The following is a 13,569-nucleotide window of genomic DNA, read 5'->3' as shown; positions in this document are numbered from 1 at the left end:
GAAAATCGCCCGCCCAGCAGAAGTACCCAAATCCGTCCAACCCGGCCCGGGACGACCAGCCGGATTGAAGAATCGTGTTGTCGCGCAACGCTTCGACGTCTGCCTACTCCTGGCCACCGGCCAGGCACACACCCGACCAGCCCACCACAAGAAGGGCACCAAACCCCGCCGAAAAGCTTAAACGGCAAGGTCAGAGGAAGTCCCGGAACCACGAACCCGCCAGGTGGGCGACCTGGTCCAGCGCTCCCGGCTCGACGAACAGGTGCGTCGCGCCCTCGACCACCTCCAGTCGCCACAGCACCGCCAGCTCCTCCGCCGCCGCGCGGTTCAGGTCCAGCACTTCCTCGTCATGACCGCCGACCACCAGCAACGTCGGCGCGCGCACCCGTGACAAGGCCCGACCCGCCAGGTCCGGCCGGCCTCCCCGGGACACCACGGCCCGCACCAGGTAGGTGCCGGCCGCCGCCACCAGGGCCGCCGCCGCGCCCGTGCTCGCGCCGAACAAGCCGATCGGCAACCCCCGCGTCGCCGGCGCCCTCGACGTCCACTCCACCGACGCCGCCACCCGCTCCGCCAGCAGCCCGATGTCGAACCGCAGCCGGCCGGTGACCCGGTCCTCCCGCTCCTCGCGCTCGGTCAGCAGGTCGAGCAGCAGGGTCGCGTACCCGTCCCGCCGCAACGACTCCGCCACGGCCTGGTTGCGCCCGCTGTGCCGCGAGCTGCCCGACCCGTGCGCGAACACCACCACACCCGCCGGATCGGACGGAACGCCGAGGTCGGCGGCCAGGTCGACGCCCCAGGCGTCGACCGACACCGCCATCCTGCCGGTCCTCGTCATGACCTCCGGGTTCACCGGCTCACGCGCGCGCAAACGGAACGGTGTCCGACTGACGTAACCGGGTAACCCGTCGGTGTGTCCCCTGACCGGCACGGGAGGAGACCGACCATGGCCGACGACCGAGCGCGAGGCGATGGAGGACCGATGTCCGAGCAGCAGGAGGCGATGGAACCGCGATGGGGCGCGACGGAGGGTCACAGCCTGCGGCGCGATCCCGGAACAGCAGGTCCGCAGTACTCCGCCCCCGACGACGACGGTGACTTCGTCGACGAGGAGCCGACGTCGGTCGCGGACGAGGCCGGGTCGGGCTACCTGCGCGGCCCTGAGGACGCGGCCATGCACGTCGAGGACGAAGACGGCCGGCCGAGCGAGTGACCGGTGTGCCCCAACGGATGGTCTGATCAGGTGACCGTGCCACGATCAGGGGATCCTCCACCGGGCACGGGGTGGTCTGCCTAGCCTGCGTCCCGTGCCCGAAACGCCGGCCAGGCCCGACACCGCCGTCACGCTCACCCACCAGGCCATCGCCCTGCGCGCCGCGGACCCCACCGCGGCGCGCGGGCTGCTCGGCGTGGCGCTGGCCAAGGACACCGAGTACGAGCCCGCCTGGCGCTGGCTCGCCGAACTGGTCACCGACGACGCCGAGCGCCTGTTCTGCCTCGACCGGGCGTACGCGATCAAGGCCGACCCCGCCACCGACCGGGCCCGGCGCGCGCTGCGCGGCGTCGAACCGCAAGCGCCGGCCGAGGCGCACGACGTGGTCGAACCACCGCGCCCGGACCCGGTCGACCACGCGCCGAAACGCCGCGCGAAGCTGAAATCGCTGGTCACCGCCGGTGTCGTGGTGCTGGTGACGCTGACCGGCGCGGGCGTGTGGACCGCGGTCAGCCAGGCCACCCACACCCCCGTGCACATCGCCCTGGTCGCGGGCCTGACCGGGCGCGACCCGGCCGCCGCCGCACACGTCGAACGCGGCGTGCGGATGCGCCTGGACGACGTCAACGCCGCCGGCGGCGTCAACGGCCACCCGGTGGAACTGCTCGTCTACGACGACGCCGACCAGCCCGAACAGGCGAAGCGGATCGCCGAGGAGATCGTCCGCGAGGACAAGGCGCTCTACGTCATCGGGCACGGCGTCACGGTCACGTCCCTCGCCGCCGCCCCGGTCTACCGCGCGGCGGGCATCCCCGCCATCACGCCGTCGGCCAGCGGGTCGAGCATCACCGACGACAGCGACTGGTACTTCCGCAGCACGTTCGGCGACCGCACCCAGGGCGACTTCCTCGCCGTCTACGCCGCCGAGGTGCTCGGCGCCCACGAGATCGCGGTCATCCACGACGACCACGCCTCGGGCCGGTCCGCGCAGGCCGCGTTCGCGGAGTCCTACCGGCGGTTCGGCGAGGTCGTCGCCACCGTGCCCGTCACCGACGACCCGCAGGCGGCGATCGACCGGGTCAAGGCCCTCGACCCCGGCACGCCGGTCCTGCTCGCCACCGAGGACCGCAACGGCGTCCCGCTGGTCAAGGGCCTGCGGGCCGCGGGCATGACCGGGCCGATCCTGGGCACCGCCACCCTGGGCACCACGTCGTTCCACGACGCCCTGGGCGGCGCCACGCGCGACCTGCACCTGGCCACGCCGATGGCGAACGACTCGCTGTCCGGCCCGGCGCTGACCTGGGCCGAGGACTACCAGCGGCGGTACGGCGAACGCCCGCGCTGGCACGCCGCCACCTCGCGGCAGGCGCTCAACGTCGGCCTGCACGTCCTCACCACCCACCGCATCGGCCTCGACGCGACCACCGTCGCCGACGACCGCAGGCGGCTGCGCGACGGCCTGGCCTCGTTGAAGGACAAGAAGAACGCCTTCCCGGCGCTGCTCGGCCCGCTGTACTTCACCGCCAGCGGCTCGGCGCAGATGCCGGTGTCGTTCGTGACCAGCGACGGCACCCGGCTGGTGTCCTCGCCCGTGCAGCTGACGGTGTACGAGCCGCCGTCGGCCGAGGCGTTGAGCACCGCCCTGGCCGACGGCACGGTGATCGCGATCGGCGACCGGTACCTGACCCGCCGCCAGGTCGTGGCCACCGGCATCAACCTCAACGAGGTGCGGGACCTGGACACCCGCGACGGCACGTACTTCGTGGACTTCTTCCTGTGGTTGAAGTACACCGGCCCGCACACGGCGGCGGACGTGCAGTTCGTCAACGCGGTCAAGGCGGACCTGGAGCTGGGCGAGCCGCTGCGCGACGTCACCGACGAGGACGGCACCTACCGGCTGTACCGGGTGGCCGACCGGTTCAAGAACGGCTTCGAGTTCCGCAGCTTCCCGTTCGACCACCAGCACCTCCGGGTCGTGCTGCAGAACCGGACCAGGACCGCCGACGAGGTCGTGTACGTGACCGACAAGGAGGTGCTGGACCAGCCGGCCGAGCACCACCTGCGCAGCGGCGCGGACGCCGAGGCGACGATCAACGCGATCCCGAACTGGCTGGCCACCTCCGCCCGGTTCTTCCAGCGGACCGTCGGCAGCAGCGACGCCCTCGGTGACGGCTCCGCGGGCGGCGTCGCCGAGGGCATCTACTACAGCCAGTACACGGGCGAGGTGGAGATCGTCCGCGACACGCTGCCGTTCCTGCTGAAGAACCTGCTGCCGCTGCTGCTGCTGATCTGCGTCACGTACCTGTCGCTGTTCTTCAGGGCCGCCGACGGCGCCGCGCCGGTGTCGATGGGCGTCACGGCGATCCTCAGCACCGCCGTGCTGCTGAACAACGTGACGTCGCAGCTGCCGTCGGTCAGCTACACGGTGGCGCTGGAGTGGGGCTACTACGCGTTCATCCTGCTGGCCGTCGCGTGCGTGCTGATCGCCATGCTGCGCAAGCGGTTGGCATCGGTGCGGCGGGACGACGCGGAACGGCGGCTGGCCCGCGCCTCGCGGGTCGGCTACCCGGTCTACCTGCTCGGGGTGCTGGCGACGTACCTGGTGGCGTTCGCCTGACGCGCCGCCCCGGGCTGCCGTCAGCCGGCCGCCAGGACCCGTTCCAGCGTGGCGTGGCCCGCCGGCTCCCAGGTCGGTTTGCCGCCGGCCAGGCCGAGCCGCCCGTTCCGGCCGATCCCGATCAGGCCCAGGGCGCGCAGCACCGCCCAGCCGCGGGCCCGGGTGACGGTCGCCTCGTCGACCGGCCCGTAGGCGTCGAAGAACCGGCTCGCCGCGCCGGCGGGCAGCAGGATCCAGGCGGCGGAGAGGTCCGTCGCGGGATCGCCCGCGCACAGCTCGCCGAAGTCGATCACCCCGGCGAGCGTCCCGTCCCGGACGACCACGTTCGCCGGGTGCAGGTCACCGTGCAGCCAGAGCGGCGGACCCGGCCAGGCGGGCGCGGCCAGGGCCCGCTCCCAGACCTCCCGCGCGCTGGCGGCGGTCGGGTGGTCGGCGATGAGCCGGAACCAGTCGTCGGTCCCGTCCCGCACGTCGGCCAAGGGGACGCCGCGAGCCGGGTTCGCCGGCGCGTCGGCGGGCGCCCGGTCGTGCAACGCGCGGAGGAACTCCGCGAGGGTCCCGGCCGCGTCGAGGTGGGTGATCGGCGCGCGGTCGGCCGGTTCGCCGTCGACCCAGCGCGCGATCGTCCAGGTGTGCTCGAACAGGCTCGACGGTCGACCGGCGCGCACCGGGACGGGTGTCGGCAGCGGCAGGCGGTCCGCCAGTGCCGGCAGCCACGTCAGCTCGGCCCGCAGCCGGGCGGGCGCGTCCTCGGTGCGCGGCAGGCGCACGGCCAGCTCGTCCCCGAGCCGCCACACCTGGTTGGCCCAGCCGCCGTCGACGTCCCGCAGTTCGAGGTCGGCGAGGTCCGGGTGCTGCTCCCGCAGCAACGCCCGCACCAAGTCCTGCTCGACCGTGAAGTCACCCATCGCCAAGCCCCCTGACCGCCGCGTCCGCCGGCACGCCGGCACCGGCCGAACGATAAGGTCGTCCAGATGCCGGGTCGAGGGCGGGCGCGCACGCTCGCCGAGGTGTACCGGCGCTTCGGCGAGGTCGACGCCGCCGGGACGTCGCCGTTGCACGAGCGCGTCGCCGTCGCCGTGAGCGAGTCCGACGAGGCACTGCGCGCCATCGGTTCCGCGCCCGTGCGCAAGCGGCGCCCGGCGGTGATCCTGGCCGCGCTGCACGACCTCGCCCTCGCCGGACGCGCCCCGGCGCTCGCCGAGGCTTACGCCACCGGGGACGGGGACGCCGCCGCCGTCGCGGCCGTCGACACGCTGCTGCGCCTGACCGAACGGGTCGTGGACCTCGCCGCGCGCCGACGGCTCCGCGCCGACGAGACCGGACTCGGCGCCGTGCTGTACCCGGCCGTCGCCGAGGTGGCACGCCGGGTGGGCGCGACCGCGGTCGGGCTGATCGACGTGGGCTGCTCGGCCGGCCTCGACCTCACGGTGGACCGCGTCGGCATCACCTACGGCAACGGGCAGTCGCTCGGCGACCCCTCGTCTCCCGTGCGGCTGACGGCGTCGATCGTGGGTGGCCGGCGCGTGCCGACGCGGGCGATGCCCGAGGTGGTCGCCAAGGTCGGCGTCGACCTCGACCCGGTCGACGTGACCGACGCGGACGACGTCCGCTGGTTGCGCGCCTGCCTGCCGCCCGACCAGCCGGAGCGGATGGCGAGGCTGGACGCGGAGATCGCGCTGGCGGCGACGGACCCCCCGCTGCTGGTGCGGGGTGACGCCGTCGACGTGCTGCCCGACGCGGTCGCCCGAGTGCCGGCGGACGCCCTGCCGGTCGTCATCACGACGTGGGTGTTGTCGAGCTTCCCGCCGGAGAGCCGACCGCGCTTCCCGCACCGCCTCGGCGAAGCGGCGGCGGACCGACCGGTGGCGTGGGTGTCGGTGGAAGGCGTCGGGGTCGCGCCGTCGATGCCGACGCTCGGCGACCGCCGCGCCTCCGGCCACAGCACCATCGGCCTGGCGGTGTTCGACGGCTCGACCCGGCACGTCGAGGCGGTCGGCCGCTGCTGGTCGCGGGGCCGCCTGATGTCGTGGCTGACGGACTCCTGACCGGACGTCGGCGTCCACCGGTCGAGCACGCGGGTCCTGTGCGGGGTCAGCCACTTCGAAGGCTCCTTGGCGGCACGTCGACCTCGAACCACACGCGTCCGGGGTGCCCGCGGGCCTGGTCGTGCGCGGACCCTAGTCGACCTGCTCGTCCTCCGGGCTGCCTGCGGCGAGGGCGGCGAGCACGTCCAGCGCGGCGGTCAGGGTCGGGGTCGGGACGGCGGCCAGGGCGAGCCGGACCGCGTTCGGCGCGTGGCCGGGCACGACCGCGAACGCGGCGGCGGGCGTGACGGCGATGCCCCGCCGTGCCGCGGCGGCCACGAACGTCTCGGCCCGCCACCGGTCCGGCAGCCGCCACCAGCAGTGGTAGGAGCCGGGGTAGCCGCTGATGTCGAAGCCGGCCAGGTGCGTGCGCGCGAGCTGCTGCCGTTCGTGCGCGAGCGCGCGTTTGCGGTCCACTATGGACTCCAGGGTGCCGTCGGTGAGCCACTCGGTCGCGGCGGCGAGCGCGAAGTGCCCGACCGCCCAGCCGCCGGAGCGCGCGGCGGCGGCGACCCGGTCGACCAGGCGCCCGGGCGGGACGGCGAACCCGACCGACAGGCCGGGCGCGAGGCGTTTGGACAGGCTGTCCACCACGGTCGTGCGCTCGGGTGCGAGCGGTGGCAGCTCGGGGCCCAGGAAGGCGTAGATGGCGTCCTCGATCACCTGGACGTCCAGCTCGCGCACGGCGGCGGCCAGTTCGGCGCGGCGTTGTTCGGGCATGGTGGTGCCGAGCGGGTTGTGCAGGGTCGGCTGGAGGTAGACGGCGCGCACGTCGGCCCCGCGGACGGCCTGCGGCAGCACACCAGCGTCGTCCACCGGCAGCGGCACCAGCGTGACGCCCAGCCTGGTCGCGATCGCCTTCACCACCGGGTAGGTGACGGCCTCCACCCCGAGCCGCCCGCCGACCGGCACCAGCGCCGACACCACGGCCGCGATGGCCTGCTTGCCGTTGCCGGTGAACAGCACCTGGCGCTCGTCCGGCGTCCACCCGCCCCGTGCCAGCGTGCGTGCGACGGCGGCGCGTGCTCCGGGCGTGCCGCGGACGCCGATCGGCGTGAGCGCGTCGCCGAGGCCGTGCCGGATGAGCCGGTCGAGGCCGGGCGCCAGCAGGGCGGGCTGGTCGGGCAGCACGCAGAAGTTCAGCTCCAGGTCGACCCGCGCGCCGCCCGGTTCGGCCAGCGCGGGCTCGACCGGTGGCCGTGCGGCCCGCACGAACGTGCCGCGCCCGACCTCGCCCACCGCGAGCCCGCGTCGGATCAGCTCGCCGTAGACGCGGGCCGCGGTGGAGCCGGCGATGCGGTGCCGGCGGGCGAACGCGCGTTGCGGCGGCAGGCGGTCGCCCGGCTTGAGCCGGCCGGCCTCGACCTCGGCGGCGAGCCGGTCGGCGATCAGGCGGTAGTCCGCCACGAGAGCACCCCACATTGCACCGAGAGCATTGTTTTAATTGCACCGAGCAGGGTGGCGTTCCTAGGCTCCTGACGTCAACCGGAACTGGGGGCGCCATGCGGGTCAACGACATCGACATCGCCTACGACGACGAGGGCGGCGGCGTCCCGGTGCTGCTCGTGCACGGCCACCCGTTCAACCGCTCGATGTGGCGGCCCCAGGTCGACCGGCTCCGCTCGCGCTACCGGGTCGTCGCTCCCGACCTGCGTGGGTACGGTGAGTCGACGGTCGTGCCCGGCAAGACGCCGTTGAGCGTGTTCGCCGACGACCTGATCGGGCTGCTCGACCGCCTCGGCCTGGACCGGGTGGTGCTGTGCGGGTTGTCGATGGGCGGCCAGATCGCCATGGAACTGCACCGGTCGCACCCGTCACGCGTCCGGGCGCTCGTGCTGGCGGACACGTTCCCCGAGGCGGACACGACGGCGGGTCGTGAGCTGCGCACCGCGCTGGCGTCCCGGGTGCTGCGCGAGGGCATGGCCCCGTACGCCGACGAGGTGCTGGCCAAGATGATCTCGCCGCACAACGTCGTCGCGCTGCCGGCCGTCGCCGAGCACGTGCTGGGGATGATGCGCGGCACGCCGCCGGAGGGTGCGGCGGCGGGGTGGCGCGGACGTGCGGAACGGCCCGACTACCTGGACTCGCTGTCCCGCGTCGCCGTGCCCGCCCTCGTGGTCGTCGGCGAGGAGGACGAGTACACGCCGGTCGCCGTGGCCGAGCGGATGCACGCGGCCATCCCGGGCTCGACGCTCGCGGTGATCCCCGGCGCGGGCCACCTGCCCAACCTCGAACGGCCGGCGGAGTTCACCGACGCGGTCGAGCGGTTCCTCGCGGCGCTCTAGGCGGCGGGGCGCCCGGGCGTGCGGACACCGCAGAGGAGCCGGTCGCGAGGCAGCGCGGCCGGCGCGGGGCGCAGCTCGTCGGCGACCTGGGCGGCGGTGGGACGGCGGTGCGCGGACAGCGACGTCATGAGCGTGAGCAGGCGGCCCAGGCCGGCGGGCACGTCGTGCGGCACCCGCGGCGGCCGGTGCAGGCGGGCGATGGCGGCGTCGACCCGGTTGCCCTGGTACTCGCGGTAGCCGGTCAGGCACTCCAGCAGGAGCAGGCCGAGCGCGTAGACGTCGGCGGGCGGGCCGACCTCCTCGCCGCGCACCTGCTCCGGCGCCAGGTAGGCGGCGGAGCCCACGACCTGGCTGGTCTTGGCGACCGGGGCCGAGCCGAGCGAGCGGGCCAGGCCGAAGTCGGCCAGGTAGGCGGTGTCGGAGCCGTCGAGCAGGACGTTCGACGGCTTCACGTCCCGGTGCACGACGCGCTGTTCGTGCACGTGGGCGAGGGCGTCGGCGATCTGGTGGCCGAGGGCGCGCGCCTGCACGGGCGTGAACGTGCCGGCGAGCAGCCGGTCGCGCAGCGTCGTGCCCTCGACCAGCTGCATGACGACGTACGACGCGCCGTCGCACGTGCCCACGTCGTAGACGGACAGCACGCCCGGGTGCGACAGTCCGGCCAGCGTCCGGACCTCGTTGTCGAACCGGCGCCCGTCCACCTCGTCACCGTGGAACACCTTGACCGCGACGAACCGCCGGAGCAGCACGTCCCACCCCCGGTGGACCTCGGCCGAACCGCCCGTGCCGAGCTTGTCCGTCAACCGGTAGCGACCTTCGAGCACGCGGTCCTCGGTGGCCAACGACATGGCCCCACCCTTCGGTCGCCTATCCGGACGTCTGCCGAATTCCCGGATGACGAGGTGGCCAAACCGCCGGCGCGTCACCCGCGCGGAGCAGCGCACCGCTCGGCACCCGGGCAGTTCCGCAGCAGCCGGACCTGCGGCGGGATGGTGATGGTGGCCGGTGGCCGGACGGCGTTGCCCGGCCAGCGGATCGACACGGCCATGGCCGAGGCGTTGTTCGCGTACGACTTCTCCACGAGGCTGCGATCGCCGTTGACGATGTTCACCACGTCGTACACCCCGGACGGCACCTCGCTGATGTCCAGCCACTGGAAGTCGACCGTGTGCAGGTAGTCGTCACCGTGGCCGACCGAGATCCCCTGCACCACGCTCAACGCCCCCGGCGCGTGGTGGCCGCACCGGTTCAGCTGCAACGTCGCCGCCAACCGGCTCTGCGGGCTGTCGTCCGCGGTCGGGCGGTTCGGCAGCCGGTCCCGGGTCTCGTACCGGTCGCCGAGGCAGAAGCCGGTCTTGCGGTCGGTCACCACCGCGTCACCTGAAGGTGTGCGGAGTTGGAAGTGCTCGAAGCCGAGCAGGTGCCAGTGCTCGTGCGTCGCCGCCGGCTCGTAGTACATGGTGGCCGGCACGGGGTGCTGCGCCTGGTCGTAGGCCATCGGGATCGAACCGTCCACAGCGGACTGGAACGCCTGCCGCGACGTCATCTCCCGCTGCCCGGCATCGGCCCGGCTGCCGTGGATCAGCAACGGCCCGTCGCCGACGTTGTCCGCCGATGTGGTGAACCTCAACCGGACCGCCCCGATCGGGCCCACTTGCACGCACTCGCCGTTCGGCGCGGCCGGGTCGACGACCGGGCACACGTCCCAGTCGACGCACCACGACGGGTTGCCGGAGAACCCGCCGCCGCACCCCACCGGCGCCTGCCGGAGGTCCGGCAGCAGCACCTTCTCGCTCTCCTGCGCGTGCGACGGCCCCACCCCCGCCGCCACGAGCAACGCCGTGGTGACCAGGGCCACGTGTCTTCGCATCATCCGAACAACCCGTCCACTCCAGAATGATCCACTCACAATCTAGTGAGCCACGGCGACAACTCACGACCTACCACGGTGAAGTTCACTCGATGGACTGAGGCACAAGGGAAATCGGCCACCGGGACTCTAACCTTCACCGCGATCGCGCCCCGGGCGCGCGTCATCCGCGACTGGAGGTGGGTCCGATAGACCAGGGAGTCCCCGGCACCGTCACGATGGTGTGCGGCACCAGGCCGGAGCTGATCAAGCTCGCGCCGCTGATCCGCGTGATGGGCGTTGACGCGACCGTCGTCTACACCGGACAGCACTACGACACCGCGATGTACCACCGGATCCGCCAGGACATCGGCCGCCCCGGGCGGTTCCACGAGCTGTCCGTCGGCGGCGGCACGCGCGGCGGCCAGCTCGGCGCGGCCGTCGCGGCCGTGGACGAGCTGCTGGCGCGGCACCCGACCGGGGCGGTGATCGTGCAGGGCGACACGACCTCCGCGCTCGCCGGCGCGCTGGCCGCCAACGCCAACGACGTGCCGCTGGTGCACGTCGAAGCGGGGCTGCGCAGCTTCGACCGGGCGATGCCCGAGGAGCACAACCGGGTCGCCATCGACCACCTCGCCGACCTGTGCTGCGCGCCGACCCCGCTCAACCACGCCAACCTGCTGGCCGAGGGCGTGCCCGAGGAGCGCATCGCGATCACCGGCAACACCGTGGTCGAGGCCCTCGCGGCGGCGCTGCCCGGACGGGACGAGGAGACCGTCGTCCTGGCCGCGCACGAGCTCGATCACGACGGCTACGTGCTGGCCACCGTGCACCGGCCGGAGAACGTGGACGACCCGGTCAACCTGGAGGCGATCCTGCGCGAGCTGAACCGGCTGCCGCTGCCGGTGGTGCTGCCCCTGCACCCCCGCACGGCCAAGCGGGTCGAGGCGTTCGGCCTGACCGCGCTGCTGCGCCGGCTCAAGGTGGTCGAGCCGCAGGCGTACCCGGCGTTCCTCGCGCTGGCCCGGTGCGCCGCCGTGGTCGTGTCCGACTCCGGCGGCATCCAGGAGGAGGTCAGCGTCCTCAAGCGGCCGGTGGTCGTGGTGCGCCGCAGCACGGAGCGCCCCGAGATCGAGGGCACGTTCGGCACCCTGGTCCCGCCGGGGCCACGCGTGTGCGCGGAGGTGCTGCGGTGGCTGGACGACGTGGCCGGCCACCGGGAACGCCTGGAGCACATCCCGTCGCCCTACGGCACCGGCTCGCCGTCGGCCCGGATCGCCGCCGCGCTCCGGCAGCTGGTCCGCGGCGAACCGGTGCACGCCCGGCGGCTCAGCCCGGAACAGGTTGTGGTGCCTCCGCCAGCCTCTCGACGACCCGTCGCGCGAGTCCCGCACTCGAGTTCCAGCTCGTGACGTCCGGGTAGACGTGCGCGGTGGTCGCCAGCAGCAGCGGGGTGCCGGCGACCACCACGGGCGGCCGTCGTGCCAGGTACCCGAGCGGGTACACCGGTTCCACGAACGGGGCCTTGAACACCCGCACGTCCTCCACGTCCGCGCGGCACAGCGCGGGGTGCAGGGCCAGCAGCTGCGAGGTCCACCGCGCCGCGACCGCCGCGTCGTCCTCCTGGAACAGCGCGGACTCCCGGTCGGTGTACCGCATGGCGTAGACGAGGTGCCGCCCGTCGTACCGCTCCACGCCCGCCAGCGGCGTCATCTGGATCAGGCCGTCGAACTCCGTGCCGGACCGCACCACCGGCGTCCAGTAGTGCCCCGACAGCGGCCGGCGCAGGAAGAACAGCGCGTTCACCACGCCCTGGTACGGCAGCCGCACGTCGGGCAGCCGCGCGGCCAGGTCCTCGTCGGCGAGCTGCCGCAGCAGCGGCAGCGGCAGCGTCGACACCACGTGGTCCGCCGAGACCGACTCGCCGCCGTCCAGGGTGATCCGCATCCGCCCGCCGGTCACGCCCATCCGCCGCACCGGCGCGTCCAGCCGCACCACGCCGCCGGCGGCCTCGATCGACGCCCTCAACGCGTCGATGACGGCCCGGTAGCCGCCCTCGGGGTACCCGCGCACCGACACGGCTCCCTCGCGCCCCAGGCGCTGCCACAGGTACAGCGCGGGCACGTCGCCGAACCGCGCGCCGAACTTCGCGCCGAACAGCGGCGCGAGCAGCAGCTCCCACACCCGGTCGCCGTACAGGCCGCGCAACCAGTCCTCGGTGCGCGTGCCGTCGAGGTCCTTGCCCCGGCCCAACCGCCGCAGCAGCACCGAGACCGCGCCGAACCTCAGCCGGTCGAGCACACCCAGCGGGGTGAACCCGAGCAGGTCCCGGGCCGTGTTGAACGGGAACGCGCGGCCGTCCACGACCATGCCCATCCGGGTCGGCCGCCACGTGATCGAGTCGCGCAGGCCCAGGTCGCCGAGCAGGTCGAGCAGGTGGTCGTCGGTCGGCATCACGCAGTGGTAGAAGCGCTCCACCCAGCGGTCGCGCCACGCGAAGAAGGTGCCCAGCCCGCCGAGCTGGTCGCTGCCCTCCAGCAACGTCACCCTCGTGCCGCCGCGCGCCAACCGGTGCGCGGTGGCCAAGCCGCAGATGCCGCCGCCGACCACCACCACGTGCCCGCGGTCCGCCTCCGGCATCACAGCGCCCGGTACGGCGCGGGCGTGAGCCGGTCGCGGACCAGCAGCTTCACGTACTGCCCGATGGTGCGGACGATCCGGATCTTGCTCGGGCCGCGCTTGCGGTCGTAGCGCAGGGCCAGCGGCACCTCGGTGACCACCGGTCGGCAGTGCCGCAGCTTGAGCAGCAGCTCGACCATGCACGCGAACCCGCGTTCCTCGATCAGCCGCTCGCCCCAGTGCCGCTCGGCGCGGGCCAGCAGGCTGACCCGGTAGGCGCGGAAGCCGCTGGTGCAGTCCCGGACGCCGTCGACCCGCAGCACGCGGCGGAACAGCACGGCCGCGCCGCGCGAGAGCAGCCGGCGCAGCGGGGGCGCGGTCGCGTCGTCGCCGCCGTCGACGAACCTGGAGCAGATCACCACGTCCGCGCCCGCCGAGATCTCCTGCTCCATCCGGTGGATCAGGGCCGGGTCGTGGGTGTCGTCGGCGTCCATCACGACGACGACGTCGTCGTCGCCCGCCTCGGCCAGCGCGGCGCGCAGCCCCGACCGGACGGCCTGGCCGAGGCCGAGGTTGACCGGGTGGCGGACCAACCGGACGTCCAGGCCCGGCCACCCCTCGGCGACGAGGTCCGCGGTGCCGTCGGACGAGCCGTCGTCGACGACCCAGGCGGTGAGCTTCCCGACGAGGGTCGCCTCGGCGAGCCGGGTCAGCAGCGGCGGCAGCGAGGCCGCCTCGTTGTAGGCGGGCAGCACGACGTGGGCGCGGGCGTGGGTGCGCGGGCCGTCGGAAAGGGCCGGTCCGCCCTCTTCCGACGCGGTGCGCACGTCTCCTTCATCGACGCTCAATGGGCCCCATTTCACTGGATGGCGGATGACGGTCCAGAATTATTCGCCTCC

At 73.7% G+C, this 13,569-nt stretch carries 12 protein-coding genes; 5 read left to right on the top strand and 7 right to left on the bottom strand.

Annotated elements, in window-relative coordinates; genetic code table 11:
* Positions 1-190 precede the first annotated feature (190 nt).
* Complete coding sequence (locus ACQPYE_RS13735; RefSeq protein ID WP_498721512.1) at positions 191-820, bottom strand: dienelactone hydrolase family protein; 630 nt, start codon at positions 818-820, stop codon at positions 191-193.
* Between the two features lie 162 nt (positions 821-982).
* Here ACQPYE_RS13735 and ACQPYE_RS13730 point away from each other — a divergent pair, with 162 nt between their 5' ends.
* Together ACQPYE_RS13730 and ACQPYE_RS13725 are read left to right on the top strand one after the other, a co-directional pair.
* Positions 983-1,213: a hypothetical protein gene (locus ACQPYE_RS13730; RefSeq protein ID WP_498721511.1), complete on the top strand. Its 231-nt coding sequence runs from the start codon at positions 983-985 to the stop codon at positions 1,211-1,213.
* A 94-nt stretch (positions 1,214-1,307) separates the two neighbouring features.
* A complete protein-coding gene (locus tag ACQPYE_RS13725) occupies positions 1,308-3,830 on the top strand; it encodes an ABC transporter substrate-binding protein (RefSeq protein ID WP_498721510.1) in 2,523 nt (840 codons plus the stop codon).
* Between the two features lie 20 nt (positions 3,831-3,850).
* On the opposite strand, the gene ACQPYE_RS13720 is transcribed toward ACQPYE_RS13725, so the two are convergent.
* Positions 3,851-4,738 carry an aminoglycoside phosphotransferase family protein gene (locus ACQPYE_RS13720; RefSeq protein ID WP_498721508.1) on the bottom strand — a complete coding sequence of 296 codons (888 nt, stop codon included), beginning with the start codon at positions 4,736-4,738 and terminating at the stop codon, positions 3,851-3,853.
* 66 nt (positions 4,739-4,804) lie between these two features.
* Between ACQPYE_RS13720 and ACQPYE_RS13715 the strand changes: the two genes are divergently transcribed.
* The gene (locus ACQPYE_RS13715; protein WP_498721507.1) at positions 4,805-5,878 is read left to right on the top strand and encodes a DUF2332 domain-containing protein; all 1,074 of its coding nucleotides are present in this window, start codon (positions 4,805-4,807) and stop codon (positions 5,876-5,878) included.
* A 132-nt stretch (positions 5,879-6,010) separates the two neighbouring features.
* Here ACQPYE_RS13715 and ACQPYE_RS13710 read toward each other — a convergent pair whose 3' ends face one another.
* Entirely contained in the window at positions 6,011-7,324 is a 1,314-nt protein-coding gene (locus ACQPYE_RS13710) for an aminotransferase-like domain-containing protein (protein ID WP_498721506.1), read from the bottom strand.
* A gap of 95 nt (positions 7,325-7,419) precedes the next feature.
* Between ACQPYE_RS13710 and ACQPYE_RS13705 the strand changes: the two genes are divergently transcribed.
* A complete protein-coding gene (locus ACQPYE_RS13705; protein ID WP_498721505.1) occupies positions 7,420-8,202 on the top strand; it encodes an alpha/beta fold hydrolase in 783 nt (260 codons plus the stop codon).
* Here ACQPYE_RS13705 and ACQPYE_RS13700 read toward each other — a convergent pair.
* Together ACQPYE_RS13700 and ACQPYE_RS13695 are read right to left on the bottom strand one after the other, a co-directional pair.
* Entirely contained in the window at positions 8,199-9,050 is an 852-nt protein-coding gene (locus ACQPYE_RS13700; protein ID WP_498721504.1) for a serine/threonine-protein kinase, read from the bottom strand. The two genes, ACQPYE_RS13705 and ACQPYE_RS13700, sit on opposite strands and share 4 nt — an antisense overlap.
* A gap of 74 nt (positions 9,051-9,124) precedes the next feature.
* Complete coding sequence (locus ACQPYE_RS13695; protein WP_498721503.1) at positions 9,125-10,075, bottom strand: lysyl oxidase family protein; 951 nt, start codon at positions 10,073-10,075, stop codon at positions 9,125-9,127.
* A 215-nt stretch (positions 10,076-10,290) separates the two neighbouring features.
* Between ACQPYE_RS13695 and wecB the strand changes: the two genes are divergently transcribed.
* Positions 10,291-11,463, top strand: a complete 1,173-nt coding sequence (wecB, locus tag ACQPYE_RS13690) for a non-hydrolyzing UDP-N-acetylglucosamine 2-epimerase (protein ID WP_498722905.1) — start codon at positions 10,291-10,293, stop codon at positions 11,461-11,463.
* Here the strand turns inward: wecB and ACQPYE_RS13685 are convergent.
* Positions 11,381-12,691, bottom strand: a complete 1,311-nt coding sequence (locus ACQPYE_RS13685) for an FAD-dependent oxidoreductase (protein WP_498721502.1) — start codon at positions 12,689-12,691, stop codon at positions 11,381-11,383. The genes wecB and ACQPYE_RS13685 overlap by 83 nt on opposite strands.
* Entirely contained in the window at positions 12,691-13,497 is an 807-nt protein-coding gene (locus ACQPYE_RS13680; protein ID WP_498721501.1) for a glycosyltransferase, read from the bottom strand. Before ACQPYE_RS13680 ends, ACQPYE_RS13685 begins: the two co-directional genes overlap by 1 nt.
* Between the last annotated feature and the right edge of the window lie 72 nt (positions 13,498-13,569).

Origin of the sequence: Actinosynnema sp. CA-299493, assembly GCF_050946825.1 — a bacterium.
Classification (GTDB): Bacteria; Actinomycetota; Actinomycetes; order Mycobacteriales; family Pseudonocardiaceae; genus Actinosynnema.
The sequence above is the reverse complement of the archived record's forward strand: the minus strand, read 5'-3'. Positions and strand labels throughout refer to the sequence as shown.

What these genes read in the sequence shown, in the direction of transcription:
- ACQPYE_RS13735 (WP_498721512.1), bottom strand. Translation starts at nt 820, where the DNA reads ATGGCGGTGTCGGTCGACGCCTGGGGCGTCGACCTGGCCGCCGACCTC.
- ACQPYE_RS13730 (WP_498721511.1), top strand. Translation starts at nt 983, where the DNA reads ATGTCCGAGCAGCAGGAGGCGATGGAACCGCGATGGGGCGCGACGGAG.
- ACQPYE_RS13720 (WP_498721508.1), bottom strand. Translation starts at nt 4,738, where the DNA reads ATGGGTGACTTCACGGTCGAGCAGGACTTGGTGCGGGCGTTGCTGCGG.
- ACQPYE_RS13715 (WP_498721507.1), top strand. Translation starts at nt 4,805, where the DNA reads ATGCCGGGTCGAGGGCGGGCGCGCACGCTCGCCGAGGTGTACCGGCGC.
- ACQPYE_RS13705 (WP_498721505.1), top strand. Translation starts at nt 7,420, where the DNA reads ATGCGGGTCAACGACATCGACATCGCCTACGACGACGAGGGCGGCGGC.
- ACQPYE_RS13700 (WP_498721504.1), bottom strand. Translation starts at nt 9,050, where the DNA reads ATGTCGTTGGCCACCGAGGACCGCGTGCTCGAAGGTCGCTACCGGTTG.
- ACQPYE_RS13695 (WP_498721503.1), bottom strand. Translation starts at nt 10,075, where the DNA reads ATGATGCGAAGACACGTGGCCCTGGTCACCACGGCGTTGCTCGTGGCG.
- wecB (WP_498722905.1), top strand. Translation starts at nt 10,291, where the DNA reads ATGGTGTGCGGCACCAGGCCGGAGCTGATCAAGCTCGCGCCGCTGATC.
- ACQPYE_RS13685 (WP_498721502.1), bottom strand. Translation starts at nt 12,691, where the DNA reads ATGCCGGAGGCGGACCGCGGGCACGTGGTGGTGGTCGGCGGCGGCATC.